Below are 21892 nucleotides of genomic sequence, written 5' to 3' on the forward strand. Positions count from 1 at the left end.
AACGCCAGGTCATGCCTCAAGGCACATGGCAACACCCATACCGCCACCGATACACAAGGTCGCCAGCCCCTTGCCCGATCCGCGCCGTTTCATCTCGAACAGAAGTGTGTTGAGAATGCGGGCACCGGACGCGCCGATCGGATGGCCGATGGCGATCGCCCCGCCATTGACGTTGACGAACGACGGATCAAGGTCAAGGTCTCGCACGACGGCACAGGATTGCGCCGCGAACGCCTCGTTGGCCTCGACGAGATCGAGATCTCCGACGGTCCAGCCGGCCTTTGCCAATGCCTTGCGCGATGCCGGGATAGGCCCCGTGCCCATGACCTGCGGATCGACGCCGGCCGTTGCCCAGGAGGCGATGCGCGCCAGTGGCTCCAGACCTCGGCGCGCAGCCTCCGCCTCGGTCATCAGCACGACGGCCGCCGCACCGTCATTGAGGCCGGACGCATTGGCGGCGGTCACCGTGCCGTCCTTGTCGAAGGCGGGCCTCAGTTTCGCCATCGCCTCGATCGTTGCGCCCGTGCGGATATACTCGTCCTGATCGACGGTCACATCGCCCTTGCGGGTCTGGATGACGAAAGGCAGGATTTCGTCGCGGAAACGGCCGGCGGCCTGCGCCGCTTCCGCCTTGTTCTGCGAGGCGACCGCATAGCGGTCCTGCTCGTCACGCGAAAGCTGCCACTGGCGGGCGATGTTTTCGGCTGTGACGCCCATGTGGTAGCCATAGAAGGCGTCGGTCAGGCCGTCCTTGATCATCGTGTCGATCATATTGAAGTCGCCCATCTTCACGCCGCCGCGCAGATGGGCGCAATGCGGCGCCATCGACATCGATTCCTGCCCGCCGGCGACGATGATCTGCGCGTCACCGAGCGCGATCTGCTGCATGCCGAGCGCAACTGCACGCAGGCCCGAGCCGCAGAGCTGGTTGACGCCCCAGCCCGTCGCTTCCTTCGGCACACCGGCCTTCATCGCCGCCTGCCGCGCCGGGTTCTGTCCCTCACCGGCCGGCAGCACCTGGCCGAGGATCACCTCATCGACTTCCGCCCCGTCCACGCCGGCACGCTCAAGCGCACCACGGATTGCAGCCGCACCGAGTTCATGCGCTGCAACACCGGCAAAGGCACCGTTGAAAGAACCGACGGCAGTGCGTCCCGCGGATGCAATCACCACGGATCTGATGTTCCCCATGTTCCTCTCCACTTCGAACGATGATGCGTGAGGATTGCCGCCTCGCGGCAATCCGTTCTCGAAAGGCTTGCCGGCCGCAGTGCCATCAGATCGATGTCCGGCTTTCCATCTCCTTCGACAATTCGAAAGCAGCGTCCGTCTTTGCCCGGATCTCGTCGAGCGACACTCCGTCAGCCATTTCGACAAGCGTCAGTTTCGGTTCTCCATGTCGCGCGACGTTGAAAACGCCAAGATCCGTGATGACAAGGTCCGCGACCCGCGTGCCGGTTAGCGGCAAGCTGCATTCCTTCAGCAGCTTGGCTTCGCCCTTGGCCTCATGTTCCATGACGACGACGACGCGCTTGACGCCGGCGACGAGATCCATGGCGCCGCCCATCCCCTTCACCATCTTGCCGGGGATCATCCAATTGGCGAGATCCCCGTTCTGGGAAACCTGCATGGCACCGAGGATGGACAGGTCTATATGCCCACCGCGGATCATGGCGAAACTGTCGGCCGAGGAAAAGTAACTCGTCTTCCTGAGTTCGGTGATCGTCTGCTTTCCCGCATTGATCAGGTCCGCATCCTCCTCGCCTTCGAACGGAAATTCGCCCATGCCGAGCATTCCGTTTTCGCTCTGCAGCGTGACCTCGATGCCGTCGGGAATGTAATTGGCGACCAAGGTGGGGATGCCGATGCCGAGATTGACGTAAAAGCCGTCCTGCAATTCTCTGGCCGCCCGTGCCGCCATCTGTTCACGTGTCCAGGGCATATCAGGCGACCTCCGCTTTCTGACGCACCGTGCGTTTCTCGATGCGTTTGTCGGATCTTTCGACCTGAAAGATCTTTTGCACGAAAATGCCGGGAGTGTGGATCATGTCCGGTTCGATCTCGCCGACCGGCACCAGATGCTCGACTTCAGCGACCGTCAGCCTTGCAGCCGTCGCCATCATCGGATTGAAGTTGCGCGCGGTCTTGCGGTAGACGAGATTGCCTTCCGTATCCCCCTTGTAGGCATGGACGATGGCGATGTCGGCGAAGAGGCCGGTTTCCATCAGATAGTCATCCTCCCCGAAGCGGCGTACTTCCTTGCCCTCCGCGATCAGCGTGCCGATGCCGGTCTTCGTGTAGAAGGCCGGGATACCGGCGCCGCCGGCGCGGATTCGTTCGGCCAGCGTCCCCTGCGGGTTGAACTCCAAGGCAAGTTCGCCGGACAGAAACTGCTCGGCAAACAGCTTGTTCTCGCCGACATAGGAGGAGATCATCTTGCTGATCTGACGGGTCTCGAGGAGAATTCCAAGCCCATATCCGTCTACGCCTGCATTGTTGGAAATAACCGTGAGGTTCTTCACGCCCGACAACCTGATGGCCTCGATCAGGCTCATCGGAATGCCGCAAAGGCCGAAACCGCCCGACATTATCGTCATGCCGTCCGCAAGCCGGCCGGCAAGCGCTTGCACGGCGCTCGATACAACTTTCCTCATTGTCTCCTCCCTGATGCACTGAGGTGCAAGAAGAAGCTAGTCATGATCGACGATGTCGGTTAGCAGTATTTATACTGCACCAGTCGAGGAGGACATGATGGGGGAGGAGCGTCGAAGCCTGACTTTTCGGTTGGCGGAAATGCCTGTTCCAATGGTTTTCGCCACCCATCGCATCATCCGGGACTGCAATCAGGAGTTCGTGGACCTCTTCGGCTATTCCCGCGCCGACCTTATCGATCGGAGCTTTGCACTGCTCTATCCGACGCATGCCGACTTCGTCCGGGCCGGGCACATGTGGAGAGCGCATCTGTCGGGTGGTGCCGTCTATTTCGACGAACGGATCATGACCGCCAATGACGGCCGGCGCTTCTGGTGCCAGGTGCATGGCCGCAGTTTCGTCACAACCGATTCCATGGCACAGGTGGTATATTGCTTCCAGCCGCTGGCACGTCCCGTCGCCCGTGAATGGCTGGCATTGACGCAACGTCAGGCGCAGATCGTTGCTTTGGTGGCGCAGGGCAAGACAAGCGAGGTCATTGCTCAGGAACTCGGCCTGTCGAAGCGTACCATCGAGTCCCACCGCGCACGCCTGCTGAAAGCGGCCGGATTGAAGAATTCAGGTGAACTGATCGCCCGGTTTCTCAGCGCGGAGAAGCGTTAGTACCCGGTACGCGCTATCTCCTTTGGGCGCGGCGCGGATGCGCAACTCAGATCCATTCAAGATCGTACGGCTCATCTCTCAAGATGACATCGCGGTTTCCTCGATGGCTGGTCAGGCCGACGCTCTGAGCATGAGTTCCGATTTGAGCAGGATCTGATCCCGACCATTCTGGATTTCACTGTCCTCGACCTTCTCGCCCAGCATCTTGAACAGCAGTCCGATGGCGAGCCTTCCGATGTCGTTGTAGTTCTGTTTCACGGTCGTCAGCGGAGGACACGCATATTGGGACAGCGGATGGTCGTCGTGGCCGGCAATTCGAATATCGCAATCCGGCCCGTGGCCGACCTTCAAACCCTTCTGCCAGGCGGCGGCGATGACTCCGAAGGCGAGACGATCGTTGGCACAGACGATCGTCCTAGTGGGGAGGCGGGCAACGTTCTCGAAAAGCCGCATCGCCTCCTCGAATGCAAACCGCTCGAAGTCCCATGTCGCGGCATCGGAAAGCGTGAGGATTTGCGGAGCCAAGTGCCTCGCCGTCATGGCCTCGTTATACGCGTTGCGCCGCTCGATCGCATTCGTGTTCACTTCAGGCATGCCGAAAAAGCAGGGCGGCTCGCCGGACCGGCAGAGATAGTCGACGATGAGACCGAAACTCTGACGGTTGTCGGTGCCGACATAGGCGGCTCCGGTGTCGGGTGGAGTGTCGACGTAGACGGTCGGGATGTTCTTGCCGAGATGGTCGAGGGATGAGCTGCCGCCGCGTCTGAAGACCGGGGCCACGATGGCCCCCGCGACGTTCATCGATCGGAACGTCTTCACGGCCTCGTCCTCGATGTCGGCGCGACCATCCGAAGACAGAAGCAAGGCCAGAAAGCCCGCCTCGCTGGCGATGATCTCTATGCGTCGCGTGAGCGCCATGAAGAACGGGTCCAGCGTGCTCGGCACGACGATCCCGATGATGTTGCTCCGGCGGCGGTTCAGGTTGACCGCGAACATGTTCGGCTTGAAACCGGATTTCTTCAAAGCCTCCTCGATCGTTTCGCGCGTCTTCTTGCGGACCGACGAAGGATCGTTGAAGTACTTCGAAACCGTGGGGCGCGAGAGCCCAACGAACTCGGAGAAGTCTTCCATCGTCTTGATCGGTCTTGGCACGTCACGCTCCGTGGTAGGTAGGCCCGCTTCTTTTAACATCGGGCGGCCACGATGGAAGCCCGGTGTCCCGTCGCAACGGCCAGCAGCGAAAAGGGCCTCACACTGATACGAATTGCACCTTCATGGTCGCAGGATCGGACGGCTTGGCCAGGAAGAACGGCAACATCTCTTCGAGGGGCAGCTTGTGGCTTACGAGCCGAGCGATGCTGCCATCATCGGCGTTGAGGATTTCTAGCGCCTCCGGAATGTTTCGGTTCAGGGAATGCGAGCCGACAATCTTCAATTGCCGCCGGAAGACCTCGAATGGGTGGACCGCGACGGTGGCCGAGGGCGGGCAGACCCCGAACAGAAGGGCTGTTCCACCGTCGGCCACCAAATCGATCATGCTCTCGACAACAGCCGGAACTCCGGTTGCGTCGGCGACGAAATCGAAGCCATGCCGCTGCGATGATAGGGTATCCGAACCGGAGACGGCGGCGCCGAGACCAAGCGAGGATGCGAACGCAAGCCTGCTCTCGTTGACATCGGCCATGGTGACGCTTCCCACACCCCGAGCCCTGAGTGACAGACCCAGCAGAAGACCGATGGGGCCGGCGCCGAAGATGACTGCTTGCTCAGGTGGCCGTTCACCAGGTCCGACGCCCGCGGCTCCCAAACCGTTAAGGGCGCAGGCGAGAGGTTCAGCAAGGGCCGCGACTTCGAACGGCAGGTCGCCGATGTCGTGGATCTGATCGCATCGGACGACGCTGTATTCTCCGAACCCGCCATCATGGGTCACGCCGTAGGCCTTCAGATCCGAGCAGAGATTGCTTAGGCCCTTGTGGCAGGAGGCGCAGACACCGCACGGAAGATTGGGGTCGACCACGACACGGGCTCCGACGTCGAAGCCCGACGTGCCTGATCCGAGCGCGACGATCTCGCCGGCATATTCATGTCCAGGGATCACCGGGAAACCGCCCGGACCATACCGCGCGTGGAGGACGTCGATATCCGTGTGGCAAAGGCCAGAGGCCCGCACCCGTATCAGCGCATGTCCTTCTGGAACAGTTTCGCGGGCAGGGAGGTCGACTAGGGCCGCTTCGCCCTTGTCCAGGAATTGAATGGCCTTCATTGTTCCGGCGCTCCCGTGTCAGTTCATCCAGTTTCCGCCGTCGACGTTGTACGTCTGGGCGAGAATGTAGTCGCTGTCGGAGGAGGCGAGGAAAAGAGCCAGTCCCTTGATGTCGTCCGGCGTGGCGAAGCGACCGATGGGCACTGACTTGGCGACCTGAGCCTTCTTCTCGCCCGGCTTCAGGCCTTCCCATTCCGCAAACTTGGCGTCGACGACATCCCAGTGTTCGCCATCCACCACGCCCGGCGCAATCGCGTTGACGTTGATGCCGTGCTTGACGAGGGCAAGCGCTGCCGACTGGGTGGCGGATATGATTGCTGCCTTCGATGCACAATAGAGGGTAACCAGAGCTTCGCCGCGGCGCCCGGCCTGGCTTGCCATGTTGATGATTTTGCCGCCACGCTTACGGTCGATCATGACATTGGAGACCGCACGCATGACGAAGAGCGGTCCCTTGAGGTTCACGTCCATGACCTTCTGGTAGCTTTCCTCGGTGATGCCGTTGATCGGAGCCATGTCGAAGATCGCGGCATTGTTGACCAGGATGTCGATGCCACCGAACTCCTCGTCGATCGCCTTCACAACGCGGTCGATATCGGCGACATCAGTCACGTCGAGCTTGACCGCCTTGGCGGCTGGGCCGATGCCGGAGGCAGCTTCCGTCGCGCGTTCGATATTGATGTCGGCGATGACGATTTTCGCGCCTTCGGCTGCGAATGCTTCGGCGAAGCCAAGCCCGATGCCTCTCGCGCCGCCAGTGATGAGGGCGACCTTGTCTTTCAGTCTCATGTCTTTGATCTCCGACACGCCGATCCACTCATGGGAACCCGGCTGTTCACGGTTACGAACTCAGAAGCCCGGGTCAGAGCCCGGCGGCTTGCCGCCGGGCTCCCCTCGGGAGGACCTGCCACGAAGGCAGGCTGACGTCTTACTTGATGTAGCCTGCGCGCGTCATGTCGCGGGTCACCTGGCTCTGGGCTGCCTCCAGCGTGGCATCAACGGACTGCTGTCCGGCAAGTGCTGCGCTGATCTGCTGACCGACAAACGTGCCGATCGCCTGGAACTCAGGAATGGCGACGAACTGGACGCCGGTGTAAGGCACCGGATCCTTGGTGGGCTTCGACGGGTCTGCAGACATGATCGCCTCGAGAACGGTTGCCGCGAACGGGGCTGCCTTCTGGTATTCAGGCAGGGCGTAGGTCGACTTGCGGGTTCCCGGAGGAACGGCAACCCAACCTTCGGATTCGCCGACCAGCTTCACGTAGTCCTTCGAGGTCGCCCACTTCAGGAACGACCGCGCAGTTTCACCCTTCTTGGTGGTTGCAGGGATGGCGAGGTTCCACGACCACGACCAGCTTGAACCAGCAGGCGTGACCGCGACCGGGGAACGTGTGAATGCCACCTTGTCCGCGACCTGGCTCTGCTTGGGATCGTACACGCGGCCTGCCGCCGAGGTGGCGTCGATCCACATCGCGCAACGTCCGGAGGCGAAGAGTGTCTGGTTCTCGTTGAAGCCGTTGGCGGTGGCACCCTGCGGGCCGTATTTGCTCAGCAGTTCCACGTAATCGGTGGTCGCCTTCTTCCACGGTTCTGTATTGAGCTGCGGCTTCCAGTCCATGTCGAACCAGCGGCCACCATAGGTGTTCACCATCGTGCCGAAGAAAGCCATGTTCTCGCCCCAGCCCGGCTTGCCGCGCAAGCAGATGCCGCTTTGTCCCTTGGACTTGTCGGTGAGCTTGGCAGCATATTCCTTGATCTGCTCGTATGTCGGCTGCTCAGGCATCTTGATGCCGGCAGCTTCGAACAGGTCCTTGCGGTATAGCGTGAACGAGCTCTCGGTATAGAAGGGCACCGCATAGAGCTTGCCATCGACGGTGAGGCCCTTCTTGATAGGATCGAGAAGGTCGTCGTAGTCGTAATCGTCGCCCAGATCATCAACTGCGGACAGCCATCCGGACTTGCCCCAGATCGGAGCCTCGTATCCGCCGATTGTCATGATGTCGAACTGGCCGCTGCCCGTCGCGATGTCGGTCGTGACGCGCTCGCGCAGGACGTTCTCCTCAAGGACGACCCAGTTGATCTTATTCCCCGTTTCCTGCTCCCATTTGGTGGAGAGCTTCTGCATGATGATCATGTCGCCGTTGTTAACGGTAGCGACGGTGATTTCCTCGGCTTGCGCCATGCCGGCGATAAGGCCGAATCCGACGACTGACGACAAAAGAATGCTGGCCTTCACACTCATGACAATCTCCTCCATTGCGAGTGTTGGTGCGTAAAGCTTACGCATGTAAACTTTTATTTCGTCGAAGGGGTTCTTTGTCAAGTCGGACGAAATGCGAAAATTGCCTGCAGAAAATTCATTATGCGCCGAAAATAGGCAATGTCGCTCGTGCAGCAATATTCAAGGCGCTGATTTCACTTGCTGTTTATTCGGTCTCCACTCTCTTTCTATTGCGCTGCAAAAGTTTACGCGTGTTAAATTATGTTGACTGATGATCGGCTCGATTCTATTGCTGCATCAGTTTTGGGGCATTGCCCACGGACGGCGAGCATCTGGGAGGAACCATGAAAATAGCATCCCCTCTGGCCCCGGAGGCGCTTGGGCCCACGATCACCGCAGGCGAGATACTGGTGGAGATCATGTCGACTTCCATCGGGGCCGGCTTCATGGAGCCGCAGCCGCTGATCGGCCCGTTCCCGAGCGGCGCTCCCGCTATCTTCATCGATCAGGTTGCAAGGCTTGGAAGCCCCGCCGGGATCATTTCAGCCGTCGGAGAGGACGACTTCGGTCGCCTCAACATCGATCGCCTTGAGAGGGACGGAGCGGATGTTACTGCCATCGAGATCCTGCCCGACATGCCCACCGGAAGCGCATTTGTGCGCTACCGCCAGGACGGTGCCCGGGACTTCGTCTTCAATATCGCCAAGTCTGCGTCAGGCATGATCCGCATGACCGACAATGCCAGGAGGCTGATCGCACGGGCAGGGCACGTACATGTCATGGGATCGGCCTTCGCCATTCCGGGGATCGCGGAAATACTGATGGAGGCGGTCGCGGTCGTGAAGTCGCGCGGCGGCTCGGTGTCCTTCGATCCCAACATCCGCAAGGAACTGCTCTCCGGACAGGGCGATGCCCGTAGGCGGCTGGACCAGATCCTTGCGGTCACCGATCTCCTTCTCCCGTCGGGTGAGGAGCTCGCGATTGCCGCAGGTGCCGACGACGAGGCGGAAGCAGTCGGCGCGCTCCTTTCATCCGGCGTCTCGGAGATCGTTCTCAAGCGCGGTGCACAGGGTTCATCCTGTTTCGTGTCGGGGCAGAGTTTGGACTGCCCGGCTTTCATCGTCGAAGAGGTCGATCCGACCGGAGCCGGCGACTGTTTCGGCGCGACCTACGTCACCTGCCGCCGCCAGGGGAGAACTCCCGAAGATGCGCTCCGCTACGCCAACGCCGCCGGAGCACGGACGGTCACGCGCCGGGGGCCGATGGAAGGCGTCTCAAGCTTCGCGGAACTCGATCAATTCATCCAAGCCAACCGATCGGACAACTGACATGAGCAAGCATCTTCTGAAACTGGCATCAGCTCGCGTCGAAGGTACGCCATTCGGGATAACGTCGGTGTGCTCGGCCCATCCGGTCGTGTTGCGTGCGGCTGTACGCCGTGCCCGTATCACCGAAAGGCATGTCCTGATCGAGGCCACCTGTAACCAGGTGAACCATCTCGGTGGCTATACCGGGATGACACCGGCCGACTTCGTGGATCTCGTCGGGAAGATTGCGGACGAGGAGGGGCTGCGCCGGGATCTGGTGATTTTCGGTGGCGATCACCTCGGTCCGAATCCATGGCGCAAGGAGCCGGCCGAGGAGGCGCTGGGCAAGGCGCGCGACATGGTGCGAGCCTATGTTTTGGCAGGATTCAGCAAGCTCCACATCGATACTTCGATGGGATGCGCAGGCGAACCGATCGCGCTCGACGACCGGACAATTGCCGGGCGCGCTGCTGCTCTTTGCGCTGTCGCGGAGGAGGCTGCGAAGACGGCAGGCCTTCCGATGCCCGTCTATGTCCTCGGGACCGAAGTCCCGGTACCCGGTGGTGCCGACCACGTGCTTGACACAGTGGAGCCCACGTCGCCGGATGCCGCCCGGGCCACGATTGCGATACACCGCGAAATCTTCGAAGCGGCGGGACTTGCCGACGCGTTCAATCGTGTCCTTGCGTTCGTCGTTCAGCCCGGCGTCGAATTCGGCAGCGAGAACGTCATTGTCTACGATCCACCGAGAGCACAGACCCTGGCCGCGGTCCTGCGCGACGATGATCGGCTTGTCTTCGAGGCGCACTCGACGGACTACCAGCCCGAGGAGGCGCTCGCCTCCCTGGTGAAAAATGGGTTCGCGATCCTGAAGGTCGGCCCCGGTCTGACGTTTGCCTACCGCGAGGCACTCTACGCGCTCGACATGATCGCTTCGGAGCTGGAGCCGTCCTATGGAAATCGACCGCTGGCGATGACGATGGAGAAGCTCATGGCCGAGCATCCGGGCGACTGGCAGGGCCACTATCATGGCGACGACCCATCGCTTCGCCTCCAGCGACACTACAGCTACAGCGACCGTATCCGCTATTATTGGAACAGGCCTGAGGCCAGTGCAGCCGTGGACGCATTGTCCAAGGCCCTCAACGGCAGGCGTATCCCCGAGCCTCTTCTGCGCCAGTATCTGCCACAGCACGCACTGACTGATGATTCCGGGATGGAGCAGATTCTCATCGCCGCCGTCGATGGAGTGCTGGGCACCTATGATCGTGCGGCTCGGCCGAAAGCCGCCTGAACCTTACCGCAACCGCACAAATGTTTCGATCTCTGCTCATGTGCAGAGATCTCCGTCTTCTTTGGGGGAGTGTATGGCAACGCAGAATACCAAGACGTTGGCACGCCTGATGATGGCGCCCTCCGTCATCGTTCTTCTGATCTGGATGATCGTGCCGCTCGCAATGACGCTGTACTATTCGTTCCAGAACTACAATCTCCTGACGCCGATGAATGTCTCGTTCGCCGGCTTCTTCAATTACCAGTATTTCTACACCGACCCCGCCTTCTTCCAGTCGATCTGGAACACGCTGGTTCTGGTGCTCGGCGTGCTCGCCATCACCGTCATCGGCGGAACCGCGATCGCTCTGCTGCTCGACCAGCCGATCTTCGGCCAGGGCATCGTGCGCATCCTCGTCATCTCGCCGTTCTTCGTCATGCCGCCGGTGGCCGCATTGATCTGGAAGAACATGATCATGCATCCGGGCTACGGCGTGTTTGCCGACATCGCCAAGTTTTTTGGCGCACAGCCGGTGGACTGGTTTGCGCAGTACCCGTTGTTTTCCGTGATCATCATCGTCGCCTGGCAGTGGCTGCCATTCGCGACGCTGATCCTGCTCACCGCGCTCCAGTCGCTCGACAGCGAGCAGAGGGAAGCAGCGGAGATGGACGGCGCGAACTTCTTCAACCGCTTCATCTACCTGACGGTGCCGCATCTTTCACGCGCCGTTACCGTCGTCATCCTGATCCAGACGATCTTCCTGCTCGGCATCTATGCGGAAATCCTCGTCACCACCAATGGCGGACCGGGCTACGCTTCGACCAACCTCACCTTCCTCATCTATCGTACTGCACGTCTAGGCTATGACGTCGGCGGCGGTGCGGCAGGTGGTATCATCGCGGTCGTTCTCGCCAATATCGTCGCCATCTTCCTGATGCGCGCCGTCGGCAAGAACCTGGACAAGTAGGGGAGAAGATCATGGCACGCAAAGTAACAACCGGAGCCAAGATCGGCTGGACCATCGCCGCATGGGTCGTGGCACTCGTCATCTTCTTTCCGATCCTCTACGCATTCGTCACCAGCCTGAAGACGGAACAGGAAGCCATTGCCGGCTTCTCGCTCATCCCGTCCGGCACGTTCGAGAACTATGTCACGGTGCAGACGCAGCGTGATTACTTCAAGCCGTTCATGAACTCGGTCATCCTGTCGGTCGGCTCCACCATCCTGGCGCTGATCATCGCGATCCCGGCCGCGTGGGCGATGGCGTTCTCGCCGACCAAGCGGACGAAGGACATCCTGATGTGGATGCTGTCGACCAAGATGATGCCGGCGGTCGCGGTGCTGCTGCCGATCTTCATCCTGTTCCGCAATTTCGGCCTGCTCGACAGCCGCATCGGCCTCACCGTCATGCTGACGCTGATCAACCTGCCGATCGTGGTGTGGATGCTCTACACCTACTTCCGCGAAATTCCCGGCGAGATCCTGGAAGCCGCCAGGATGGACGGTGCGAGCCTGTGGAAAGAGATCGTCTACGTGCTGACGCCGATGGCCGTGCCGGGCATCGCCTCGACGCTGCTCCTGAACATCATCCTTGCCTGGAACGAAGCGTTCTGGACGATCCAGCTGACGACGACCAATGCGGCGCCGCTGACGGCCTTCATCGCCTCGTTCTCGTCACCGCAGGGCCTGTTCTGGGCAAAGCTTTCGGCCGCCTCGACCATGGCGATCGCACCCATCCTCATCCTCGGCTGGTTCAGCCAGAAGCAACTCGTTCGCGGCCTCACGTTTGGCGCGGTTAAGTAAGGAATACCTCTCATGGGAAGCATTACTCTCAAAGGCGTTCAGAAACATTTCGGCGAAGCCAAGGTCATCCCGTCGGTCGATCTGGAAATCAAGGATGGCGAGTTCGTCGTCTTCGTCGGCCCGTCGGGTAGCGGCAAGTCGACGCTCTTGCGCCTGATCGCCGGCCTGGAAGACGTCACCGGCGGCACGATCACCATCGACGGCAAGGATGTGACGGAAGCGGCCCCGGCCGCCCGCGGGCTTGCCATGGTGTTCCAGTCCTACGCGCTCTATCCGCATATGACGGTCAGGAAGAACATCGCCTTCCCGCTGAAGATGGCGAAGATGGATCAGGCGAAGATCGACAAAAAAGTCGAGGATGCCGCCAAGGTTCTGAACCTCACCGACTATCTGGAGCGCCGTCCGTCGCAGCTTTCCGGCGGCCAGCGTCAGCGCGTGGCGATCGGCCGGGCGATCGTGCGCGAACCGTCGGCCTTCCTTTTCGACGAGCCGCTGTCCAACCTCGATGCGGCGCTGCGCGGGACGATGCGTCTGGAAATCAGCGATCTGCACAACCAGCTGAAGACGACGATGATCTACGTCACCCACGACCAGATCGAAGCCATGACCATGGCCGACAAGATCGTCGTTCTCAACCGCGGCAATATCGAGCAGGTCGGTTCGCCGATGGACCTCTACAACACGCCGCGCAACCTGTTCGTGGCGGGCTTCATCGGCTCGCCGCGGATGAACATGATCACCGGCGACTATGCCAAGGCGAAGGGTGCCGTCACCGCCGGTATCCGCCCCGAGCACATGACGCTGTCGAAGGAGAGCGGTACCTGGAAGGGCACCGTCTCGGTTGCCGAACATCTGGGCGCCGACACCTTCCTGCATCTCGACGTCGATGGCATCGGCCAGATGACGGCGCGTGCCGGCGGCGAGTTCGGCGCAAAGCACGGCGATACAGTCTACCTGACGCCGGATGAAACAAGACTGCACCGTTTCGACGACAAGGGCCTGGCAATCAAGCCCTGATTGATCCTGACAACTTAACGGATACCCGTGCGTGAAGGGATCACTGTGCCATTCATCGCCAGCATCTGACAAAGGTTCTGTCCGAAAGGCCGACTGCTGGAGTTTGGAAACAGCCAGCCAAGGTCCCCGGCATTGCGTTTGCTTCCCCGATACAGATGTCGGTGTATGACTAACATTGCCCTATTCGTCGGTATTCGCGCTCAGCAATTTCCATTGCAAGGGACCGATCGCCTCCCTAAAGGCGAAGCGGACGAGATGCCGCTCCACGACTGCCTTGGTCTCGATCAACTGCATTTCGTCAGGGGAGGTGGCCGTTATCTGCAGCCTGTCGTCCCTCGCTTCGATAACTGCGGTGCCGCAGGAAAAGCGGCATTCACCGCGGTCACCTTCACAGGTAACGTCGATCTTGTGGGCAAAATGCCTGCAGAGCTGCGTCAGATATTTTGCCGCGTGCTCGGTTTTCAGGATTGCCAGGGTTTCCATCACGTACCACCTCCTGGCTGGCGCTGAAGGGTACCACCCGTAGGCGCCAGCGTTTACGCCTAGAACGTCGCCTTCGCCGTGATCAGGAAACTGCGTCCCGGCTCATAGAGTGGCGTGACATTGCCGAATTCCTGACCGTATGTTGCACGATCCGAATAGGTCTTGTCGAACAGGTTCCTTACCTCGGCCCGGAAGGTGAAGTGGTTCAACTGCTCCGGCTTCCATTCGGCGAACATGTTGACGACTTCGTAGGCAGCATAGGGGATCTTCTCACCTTCGTCATTTGCCGCGACGTGATCGTATTCCGGTGCGATCTCGATGTCGCCGCCGATCGTCAGGTTCCAGTCTTCGAATATATGGGCAGCAGTAATCGTAATGATATCGCCGACCGGAGAGGCCAGATAGTTGCCGCTGTCCGAGCTTGCGGGAAGGCCGTCGACGTCCACATCGATGTGCACGTATTTGACCTTCACATAACCGCTCGTCCACTCATAACCCGCGCCGATCTCGAAGCCCTTGGACTTAAGGTCACGATTGCGTAACGCACCGCCGGCAGCCAGATTGTAAAGCGGCACGCGGGCATTGGAGATGTCCGTTCTGAACAGGCTGGCCTCGGCAGTGAAGCCCTCATATTCGGCCTCCAATCCGATCATGTAATTCTTGGCGGTTACTGGTCGCGGGCCATCGTCGCCGTAGTCCCATGCGGGATTTATGATGAAGTTCTCGGTCAGAGGCACACCTGCCCAGACGCGGGAGAAACCTGCCTTGGCAGTGAAAATGTCAGTGAGATCGTACTCGCCGGAAATATTCGCGCTGATGCCGGAATTGGTGAAGTCGCTATTATCGATACCGGTGAACCATTGGTGGTCGGCGCGTCCACCGAAGGATAAGCGGGTTCGGTCCCACGGTTCAAGACGAGCCTGGGCATATAGTCCGACATTCTGCGCCTTCTCAGTGCCGGGCTCGAAGGGGTCATCAAGCGTTGCCCTGTCGTTATAAAAATCAATGCCGGCGACCACGTTGCCGATGTCGAAGGAGAATTTGTTTTCGAACTTGCCGTTGAAGGTCGAGGTCTTGCCCGTATCGTCATAGATTGGATCAAGACCGCGGAAAATCGGAACCGTGACTTCGGTCGCACCATAGGCAAGTTTGACGGTTGGATCCCACCAACCTTCAGGCGTCTCGTCCGTGTAGGTGAAAACGGTGTTCTGTCGATCGAGCGTGTAGTCCCGGATAACGGGTTCCAGTCGCGGGACGACTACGAAACCCGCATTCGCGCGATAAGGTCGCGGCGCGTCGTCAACGACCCGGTCATGGCTGATCTCGATACGATCACCGCTCTCGAACTCGTAGCCGATCTTGCCAAGGCCACTCAGAAGATTGGTCTCGGTTCCCGCGATCCTGTTTCCGTTTCCGTTGTTGAACTCATTCCCCTTGCCGAAGGTGAAGTAGCCGAGGAAATCAAAACCGTCCTTTTGCCCGTAGGCCGAAATGCCGGTTACGGAGGTATCGCTGTTGAAATTATAAGTGGATGTAACGAAACCGCCGAATGACTTTCCATCTTCCAGAAGATCGGCAGCATCCTTGGTTTCGTAATTGATCGCACCGGCAAGTGCGCCGGGGCCGGCGTCTGCCGGTGCGATTCCGGCATCCACGTCGACGGCTTTCAGGATCGAAGGATCGATCAGGTTGGTTGCATTGTGATGGAAGACCTTGTTGTTCTGGCGCGCACCATCGATACTGACGGCGAGATTGGTTTCCTCGACACCGTGAACATAGACCTTCTGCGACATGGGCAGGGAGCTTCCGACCTGCACGCCCGCGTCCTCGCGAAACACGTCCGCGATGCTTACGGGATTGAGCCGCTCTAATTGCTCGGCGCCGATGATCGTTTCACCGATGTCGCCCTGCCCAACCCGCTGTGCCTCGATAACGATAGGTGCAAGGGAGGTGGTTTCTGCTCCGCCGGCGCCCGATGTTGCGGAGCCCGCCTGCCGGCCAATCACGGCCGTGCCGTTCGAGATACTGTAGGAAATGCCCGTACCCTCAAGCAATTGCGCGAGCGCGGCTTCCGTCGAGAGTGTGCCGGAAACCGCGCGCGAGGTCACGCCTTGGGAGGTCGAGGCCGCGAGTGTTACCTGGATACCCGATTGACGCCCGAATGCTCTCAGCGCCGATGCGAGCGGTTGAGCCGGAATGCTGAAACTCCGTTGCGCGGTCTGTGCCATTGCTGAAGGCGCATGCGGTGTCGCGACCGTCGCTATCGCCACCGATGCTGCGAGCCTCAATGCGAATGCGCGTCCGCACGTCTCATTCTTCGGTATTTCCCCATTCCGCAGAAGCGCCATGCCGCCCCGTCTCCTATTACACCTTTACAGCAAGCCCCCTGCTTGCATTCAGGGTAAAGACGACCAGCGCTGATGCTTTTTTCACGGTGATGCGGAAAATTTTGCGATAATTTACCGGGGCGTCATTGCTAAAAAAGGGTGAGGATCCGCAGATAGCGCGAGACGTGATGAACCTTGCCGCCATAGGGACTGACGAGAGCCTCAAGCGCACGGTCAGGGTCGGACAGATCATAGAGACCCGTGATACGCCGCTTTCCGAGTTCGATACTCGCCATCGTGATCCAGGATGGATGGTAGCGCTGTAGTTCCGCGATGACGGTCGAGATCGGAACGTCCTGGACGAACAACTTGCGGTCCCGCCATGAAGCTATTGTATCGACGTCAGTGGTCCCACGGGACAGATGGCCGCTGTCACGATCGAGCGTGACTGTGTCGCCGGCGATCATGCGTAGCCTGTCCACGCCGGCGGTCATTGAAAGATCGACGATGCCATGCGCCAATTGCACCGTCTCGATTTCAGGCATGATGTTCACGTCGAAAGCTGTGCCGACGACCGTGACATCCAGTTCGCTCGTCTTGACTGTGAACGGACGCGTGGCATCCGGGCGGATATCGAAGAACGCCTGGCCCGAGAGGAGACGGACCTGACGCCGGCCGGTGTCGAAGTGGATCGAGATCGCGCTGGAAGGCGAAAGGTCTACCGTCGATCCGTCTTGCAGCGTGATCCGTCGGACCTCTGCCGTGACCGTTGTATAGTCTGCCTCGAAGCGCGTGAGGAATGTGGGCGCTGCGAACGTGGCAACAAGACAGGCAGCGAGCACCGTAGTCCCAATCGTAAGCATCCTTCTCCGGCCGACCCGCCGATGGCCGACCGCAGCAGCACCACGTCTGGCGTGTTTCGCTGGAGACAGGTTGAAAGGTGCGAGGGTCGGTGCCGTTGCGCCCATTATTTCCCAGCTTCGACAGGCTTTCGCCCAGGCTTCACGGTTTTGGGCAGACCTATTCATCCAGCGGGTGAAGGCTTCCTCATCGTCAGACGTGCGCGCGGGTTCGTTCAGGCGCAAAAACCAGTCCGCCGCCTCCTCAATCCGCTCTTCATTTGTCTGGTCGCGCCGCGTCATCATACTCACTTCGGATTTCAAGACGGTTTATCCGAATTTGCCTGCCCGGAGTAGAAACGATTATCGCGGATAGATTTTTTGCCGTGAATCATGATTTCAGGTATTTTTTCTATCGATAGCGATTGCGATCTTCACCATCGCGGTCCTGACATGTCGATGTGCAGTGGATACCGACACGCCGAGATGCTTCGCCACGGCTTCAAGGGTCTGGCCGCCGTGACGGTGCATCTCGACCGCGATCTGCGTGTCCTCGGGGAGCGATGCCAAGATTTGCTGGGCGATACGCACCTCGTCACAGAACATCGCCGTCTGCTCAGGGGTTTCAGATGGATGTGGCATGATCCAGAAAGGCGGGTCTTGAGCCTGCGCCCGCTGCTCGATCTTGCGTCGCTTGACCATGTCGAGTGAGAGATTTCGGACAATGCGGTAAAGGTAGGCGAGGCCCTGACGTGCTGTATCCGGTGCCGGGAAGTCGGGTGCGAACCGCAAGTAAGCTTCTTGAACCACGTCTTCTGCGGCGTCACGCGATCCCAGGATCCGGGCGGAGTAGCTGATCAGCGCCGCCCGGTGGCCCATGAATATGCTGTCGGCGTCAAGGCTCATGTCGAGACGGTCCTGCTGCTTGGTATACTGTTCGTGCACGCCGTCTTCCGAGACGTCGTCAATCGACTGAACTGACCCGGGATTTGCGAAAACTTAGGCTGCGTTCTTCTAGCAATAAAAACATGAATTAGATAGTCATATTAAATTCGCGGCAGCGAAATCCGTGATGTCCGCGTGCGCTGTCGGCACATACAAGTTGATGTTCCGGGCGTTTATCACGCGAAGTCTACCGCAATATCTTTGTAGCTAAGAGATTGCTGAGAACGAACTGCGCCGTATCTGCCGCAGGCCATTTCGTTCAACTCAAGTCGCCATGGCCGATGCTTTCAGCATGGCGCCATGCCGACTTTGACTTTAGGCCGGCAATACGGTTCCGATCCGCTCCGGAAATCGTCGGTCGAGCCGGTTCACTTATTCCAAGCTGGCTCGCCTCGGTGCGGCACCGTCTGCCATGTCGATGAATGGCTGGGCGAGGGCATTGTTACGGCTGTCGTTCATACCCCTTTGACGGTAAGCGAATGTTTGTCTCTGCCGGCTCCCGGCAGTGGGAATGGACACGTATCAGGCAGCTTACCCGACGTCCGATCAAGCCTTGACTGCTCGCTCGTGTGTCGGCTCCGTCTTGGAAGCCAAAAGGCCATTTTGCGGGCCTATCGAAGCCTTTTGGCAACTTCGTCGCGAGCGTATTTCACGAGAGATTTAACGAGACGCTGCTGCGGGCGGGATCCTGAGCTTACCGCTGCAAGGGTGATCTGTACGCGCGGCCTGAAAGGGAGAACCCGCATCGTACCGTGTTGCCGGCAGGAAGCTGTCAATTCATCGATAATGGCCACGCCAACACCCTGCTCGACGCAATAGCCAGCCACGTTCATGAACCGGACATCGACGGTCGGATTGAAGATGATCCGGCTCTTTTGAAAAGCCTCCTCAATAAGTTTGTTGATCCTGCTGCCCGAGCCGGCCTTTATCACCGGCGTGCCGTCGAGGTCCACCGGCGTCACAAATTGCAGTTTGCCCAGTTCGCTGTCCGGGGAAAATGCGCAGACCATATCAAGGGCGGCGAGCGGTGTTTGTTCAAGTGACGGCCTAGGATAAGGCTCCATCGCAAAGCCGATGTCAGAGACGCCTGTCTCCACGTAGTTCAGCACGGTATCCAGCCGATGCGTTTCCAGCGCGACTTCGACGCCTAAATGGTTCGCCAGGAAGCGGGAAATGACTTGCGGCATCAGCGATTCCGAAAGTTCGGCAGTCGCAGCTATCCGGATACGTCCCTTGCGCCCGGCCTTCAGATAAGCCGCGGTCTGCATGACGGTGTCGCGCATCAGGAAAAGCGGTTCCGCCTCACCGAGAAGAATCTGTGCTTCGGGTGTCGGGATCAGGCGATTGTTCACTCTCTCGAATAGCAGAAAACCCAGCGAGGCCTCGGCGCTCTTGATCGCGTTGGAGACCGCAGGCTGCGACATCCCCAGATCCTGGGCCGCCGCGATCGTCGAATGGGTTCTGATTACCGCCGCCAGAATTTCCAACTGCCGTAGATTCATGACTGACCGATCCTCCGTAAAAAATCAGTATATTCAATAAAAACCATTCAATGAAGATATGAAATTGATGGTTAAAATAATTGAAGCGCATATTGCCATTTGCAAATTCGCCGACCTATCATTGCCTCATTCGGCGGCACCTTGTGGCGCTGAATAAAAAAACAGCAAAGTCGGAAAGTGGCATTCCTCGATGAGCCTTTTGAGCGGCGTTAAGATCCTCAGCTTCAATCACTTCCTGGCCGGCCCGCTTGCCGCGCAGACGCTGGCTGATCTCGGTGCGGATGTTATTGCGGTCGAGCCGATCGAGGGCGCTTTCCAGCGCAACTGGGCTGTTGCAAACCGTTTCGTCGAGGGAGACAGCGTCAATCATCTGGCGACCGGCCGCAACAAGCGCAGCATCGCCGTCGATCTGAAGAACCCGCAGGGTGTTGCGGCCGTCAAGAAGCTGGTCGAGACGTCCGATGTGGTGATGGAGAATTTCCGGCCCGGCACGATGGCGAAACTCGGCCTCGGCTACGAGCAATTGAAGGCCGTCAATCCGGGTCTGATCTATGCCGTCGCGACCGGTTTCGGCGGCGACGGGCCCTATCGTGACCGGCCGGGTCAGGATCTGCTTCTGCAGGCGATGTCAGGTCTTGCCGCCAGAACGGGCACTGCCGAAGGCGCACCGACACCGGTAGGCGCGGTCATCGTAGACCAGCACGCGGCTTCGCTTTATGCGATGGCAATCCTTGCGGCGCTGTTTGCCAAGGCCAGGACCGGTGAAGGGCGTCTTGTCGAGGTCAATCTCTATCAGGCTGCGATCGACCTTCAGGTCGAGCCGCTGACGGCGTGGCTGAACGGGGCGACATCGCCGACCTCGCGCGGCCCGGCCGGCATCGCTTCATGGTTTTCTCCCGGCCCTTACGGCATTCACGCGACATCAGACGGGCATCTCGCCGTCTCGATGGCGGCGCCGAAGGCGCTCGCCGGTGTGCTCGGCATTGCCGCTCTGGCGGACTTCACCGATGCCGACAGTTTTGCCCGGCGTGAGGAGATTACCCGCCTCGTAACCGAAAAGCTGAAGGAAAAGACCACGGCCGAATGGCTGCCTCTGCTTGAGGCCGGCAAGATCTGGCATGCACCGGTTCAGGATTACGAGGATCTGCAGGCCGATCCCCAGCTTTCGCATATGCAGGCCTTCAAGACCGTCGAGGGTGCTTATGGCAAGAACGTGACGATGGTCATGCATCCGGCCCGCTATGACGGCAAGTCGCCGGAGGTGCGTCTTGTGCCGCAGCGGCTCGGCGCCCAGACCCGCGAAGTTCTCGGTGAGATCGGCTATGACACCGCCGAAATCGATGCGCTTTTTGCTTCCTCCGCCGTTGGAGCGAAATGATGGCAGGCGCGATGAACATCGGCATGAAGGTCATCAGCCTCTGTCATTATCTGCAGGGTCCGGCCTGCAGCCAGTATCTTGCCGATATGGGCGCCGATGTCATTAAGATCGAACCGCTCAGGGGCGCTTTCGAGCGCCACTGGTCGGGTGGCAATTCCTGGGTCAGCGATGTCAGTGCCTTCTCGCTGGCGGTCAATCGTAACAAGCGCTCGATTGCCATCGACCTAAAGTCCGAAGAAGGCCTTGCATTAGCCCACGAGCTGATCGCCGGCGCCGATGTGCTGGTGGAAAATTATCGCCCTGGCGTGCTCGACAGGCTCGGTCTCGGTTATGAGGAGGTCCGCGGAATCAACCCGGCGATTATCTATGCCTCGGCCTCCGGGCTTGGTGCTACCGGGCCTGCCGCCAAGCGGCCGGGTCAGGACCTGTTGATGCAGGCACGGTCGGGTCTGGTTGCAGCCACCGGCGGTGGCGAGGATGGCCCCTCGGTCGTCGGCGCTGCCGTGGTCGACCAGCATGGCGGTTCGCTTCTCGCCATGGGCATTCTCGGCGCCTATGTGCGTCGCCTGCAGACGGGTGAGGGGGCTCGGGTCGAATCGAGCCTGTTTGCCGCCGCGATCGACCTGCAGGTAGAAGCGCTTACGAAATATTATGCGGCCCCGGATCGCGCCAGCCGCCTGAAGCGTGGCCGCAATTGCGGTAGCTGGTATCACGATGCCCCTTATGGCCTTTATACGCTGACCGATGCCCGCATCGTGCTTTCTATGAATGATGCCGGAAAACTTGCCGAAGCGTTGGACAGCGAAGAACTGCGCGCGCTGCGCTCGATCGACCGTTATGCCGAGCGTGATCGTTATGCCGCAGTCATGGCGGGCATTCTTGCGAAACGCGGCTTTGCCGAGATCGAAAATCTCTTCAACGCGCATGGCGTCTGGTTCGAGCGCGTCCAGTCCTACGAGGATCTCCTGGAAGACCCGCAGGCGAAACATATGGGCCTGTTCGGCGAGATCGACGTCAATGGAAAGACGGCGACGCTGATCAACCATCCGCTGCGCTATGACGGCGAGACGCCCGCCATGCAGCGCATGCCGCTTTATCCCGGCACGGACAGCCGGGACATAATGACGGAACTGGGCATGTCGGCTGAAAGGCAGGACGCGCTGATTGGAATGGGTGTGATCGGGCAGGCTGAGCCGGCCGGGACACATCAGGGATAACG

20 protein-coding genes are annotated in these 21892 nt (G+C 59.7%); 8 read left to right on the top strand and 12 right to left on the bottom strand.

From position 1 onward, the window contains the following. Positions 1-9 precede the first annotated feature (9 nt). From AC0JZ4_RS22245 to AC0JZ4_RS22255, 3 genes are all read right to left on the bottom strand, one after another. Entirely contained in the window at positions 10-1191 is a 1182-nt protein-coding gene (locus tag AC0JZ4_RS22245; protein WP_471888650.1) for an acetyl-CoA C-acetyltransferase, read from the bottom strand. Positions 1192-1276: 85 nt separating this feature from the next. Further along, positions 1277-1942 (bottom strand): 3-oxoacid CoA-transferase subunit B, encoded by a 666-nt coding sequence (locus AC0JZ4_RS22250; RefSeq protein WP_471888651.1) that lies wholly within the window; start codon positions 1940-1942, stop codon positions 1277-1279. A 1-nt stretch (position 1943) separates the two neighbouring features. Beyond that, positions 1944-2654 carry a CoA transferase subunit A gene (locus tag AC0JZ4_RS22255; protein WP_471888652.1) on the bottom strand — a complete coding sequence of 237 codons (711 nt, stop codon included), beginning with the start codon at positions 2652-2654 and terminating at the stop codon, positions 1944-1946. Positions 2655-2805: 151 nt separating this feature from the next. On the opposite strand from AC0JZ4_RS22255, the gene AC0JZ4_RS22260 reads away from it, so the two are divergent. Then, on the top strand, positions 2806-3315 hold the full coding sequence (locus AC0JZ4_RS22260) for a helix-turn-helix transcriptional regulator (protein ID WP_471888653.1): 510 nt from the start codon (positions 2806-2808) through the stop codon (positions 3313-3315). 111 nt (positions 3316-3426) lie between these two features. Here AC0JZ4_RS22260 and AC0JZ4_RS22265 read toward each other — a convergent pair whose 3' ends face one another. From AC0JZ4_RS22265 to AC0JZ4_RS22280, 4 genes are all read right to left on the bottom strand, one after another. Then, positions 3427-4446: a LacI family DNA-binding transcriptional regulator gene (locus tag AC0JZ4_RS22265; RefSeq protein ID WP_471889066.1), complete on the bottom strand. Its 1020-nt coding sequence runs from the start codon at positions 4444-4446 to the stop codon at positions 3427-3429. Positions 4447-4564: 118 nt separating this feature from the next. Then, entirely contained in the window at positions 4565-5578 is a 1014-nt protein-coding gene (locus AC0JZ4_RS22270) for a zinc-dependent alcohol dehydrogenase family protein (RefSeq protein ID WP_471888654.1), read from the bottom strand. 18 nt (positions 5579-5596) lie between these two features. Further along, positions 5597-6367: an L-iditol 2-dehydrogenase gene (locus AC0JZ4_RS22275; RefSeq protein ID WP_471888655.1), complete on the bottom strand. Its 771-nt coding sequence runs from the start codon at positions 6365-6367 to the stop codon at positions 5597-5599. A 139-nt stretch (positions 6368-6506) separates the two neighbouring features. Beyond that, a complete protein-coding gene (locus AC0JZ4_RS22280) occupies positions 6507-7820 on the bottom strand; it encodes an ABC transporter substrate-binding protein (RefSeq protein ID WP_471888656.1) in 1314 nt (437 codons plus the stop codon). Between the two features lie 323 nt (positions 7821-8143). Between AC0JZ4_RS22280 and AC0JZ4_RS22285 the strand changes: the two genes are divergently transcribed. The 5 genes from AC0JZ4_RS22285 to AC0JZ4_RS22305 all read left to right on the top strand — a co-directional run bounded on the left by AC0JZ4_RS22285 (position 8144) and on the right by AC0JZ4_RS22305 (position 13199). After that, on the top strand, positions 8144-9127 hold the full coding sequence (locus AC0JZ4_RS22285) for a tagatose kinase (RefSeq protein ID WP_471888657.1): 984 nt from the start codon (positions 8144-8146) through the stop codon (positions 9125-9127). A gap of 1 nt (position 9128) precedes the next feature. After that, a complete protein-coding gene (locus AC0JZ4_RS22290; protein ID WP_471888658.1) occupies positions 9129-10400 on the top strand; it encodes a D-tagatose-bisphosphate aldolase, class II, non-catalytic subunit in 1272 nt (423 codons plus the stop codon). A gap of 73 nt (positions 10401-10473) precedes the next feature. Next, positions 10474-11346, top strand: a complete 873-nt coding sequence (locus AC0JZ4_RS22295) for a carbohydrate ABC transporter permease (protein WP_471886051.1) — start codon at positions 10474-10476, stop codon at positions 11344-11346. An 11-nt stretch (positions 11347-11357) separates the two neighbouring features. Beyond that, positions 11358-12182: a carbohydrate ABC transporter permease gene (locus AC0JZ4_RS22300; RefSeq protein WP_471886052.1), complete on the top strand. Its 825-nt coding sequence runs from the start codon at positions 11358-11360 to the stop codon at positions 12180-12182. A 12-nt stretch (positions 12183-12194) separates the two neighbouring features. After that, the gene (locus AC0JZ4_RS22305; protein WP_471888659.1) at positions 12195-13199 is read left to right on the top strand and encodes an ABC transporter ATP-binding protein; all 1005 of its coding nucleotides are present in this window, start codon (positions 12195-12197) and stop codon (positions 13197-13199) included. Positions 13200-13379: 180 nt separating this feature from the next. Here the strand turns inward: AC0JZ4_RS22305 and AC0JZ4_RS22310 are convergent, their stop codons facing one another. From AC0JZ4_RS22310 to AC0JZ4_RS22330, 5 genes are all read right to left on the bottom strand, one after another. Then, the gene (locus AC0JZ4_RS22310) at positions 13380-13682 is read right to left on the bottom strand and encodes a DUF2218 domain-containing protein (RefSeq protein ID WP_471888660.1); all 303 of its coding nucleotides are present in this window, start codon (positions 13680-13682) and stop codon (positions 13380-13382) included. A 59-nt stretch (positions 13683-13741) separates the two neighbouring features. After that, positions 13742-15910 carry a TonB-dependent receptor gene (locus AC0JZ4_RS22315; RefSeq protein ID WP_471888661.1) on the bottom strand — a complete coding sequence of 723 codons (2169 nt, stop codon included), beginning with the start codon at positions 15908-15910 and terminating at the stop codon, positions 13742-13744. A gap of 248 nt (positions 15911-16158) precedes the next feature. Beyond that, the gene (locus AC0JZ4_RS22320) at positions 16159-17172 is read right to left on the bottom strand and encodes a FecR family protein (protein WP_471888662.1); all 1014 of its coding nucleotides are present in this window, start codon (positions 17170-17172) and stop codon (positions 16159-16161) included. Between the two features lie 75 nt (positions 17173-17247). Continuing rightward, positions 17248-17754, bottom strand: a complete 507-nt coding sequence (locus AC0JZ4_RS22325; RefSeq protein ID WP_471888663.1) for a sigma-70 family RNA polymerase sigma factor — start codon at positions 17752-17754, stop codon at positions 17248-17250. Positions 17755-18404: 650 nt separating this feature from the next. Continuing rightward, positions 18405-19295, bottom strand: coding sequence for a LysR family transcriptional regulator (locus AC0JZ4_RS22330; RefSeq protein ID WP_471888664.1), 891 nt, complete (start codon positions 19293-19295; stop codon positions 18405-18407). 190 nt (positions 19296-19485) lie between these two features. On the opposite strand from AC0JZ4_RS22330, the gene AC0JZ4_RS22335 reads away from it, so the two are divergent. Together AC0JZ4_RS22335 and AC0JZ4_RS22340 are read left to right on the top strand one after the other, a co-directional pair. After that, complete coding sequence (locus AC0JZ4_RS22335; RefSeq protein WP_471888665.1) at positions 19486-20673, top strand: CaiB/BaiF CoA transferase family protein; 1188 nt, start codon at positions 19486-19488, stop codon at positions 20671-20673. Beyond that, on the top strand, positions 20673-21890 hold the full coding sequence (locus AC0JZ4_RS22340; RefSeq protein ID WP_471888666.1) for a CaiB/BaiF CoA transferase family protein: 1218 nt from the start codon (positions 20673-20675) through the stop codon (positions 21888-21890). Before AC0JZ4_RS22335 ends, AC0JZ4_RS22340 begins: the two co-directional genes overlap by 1 nt. Positions 21891-21892: the final 2 nt, after the last annotated feature.

It is taken from the genome of [Rhizobium] kunmingense (assembly GCF_977018605.1).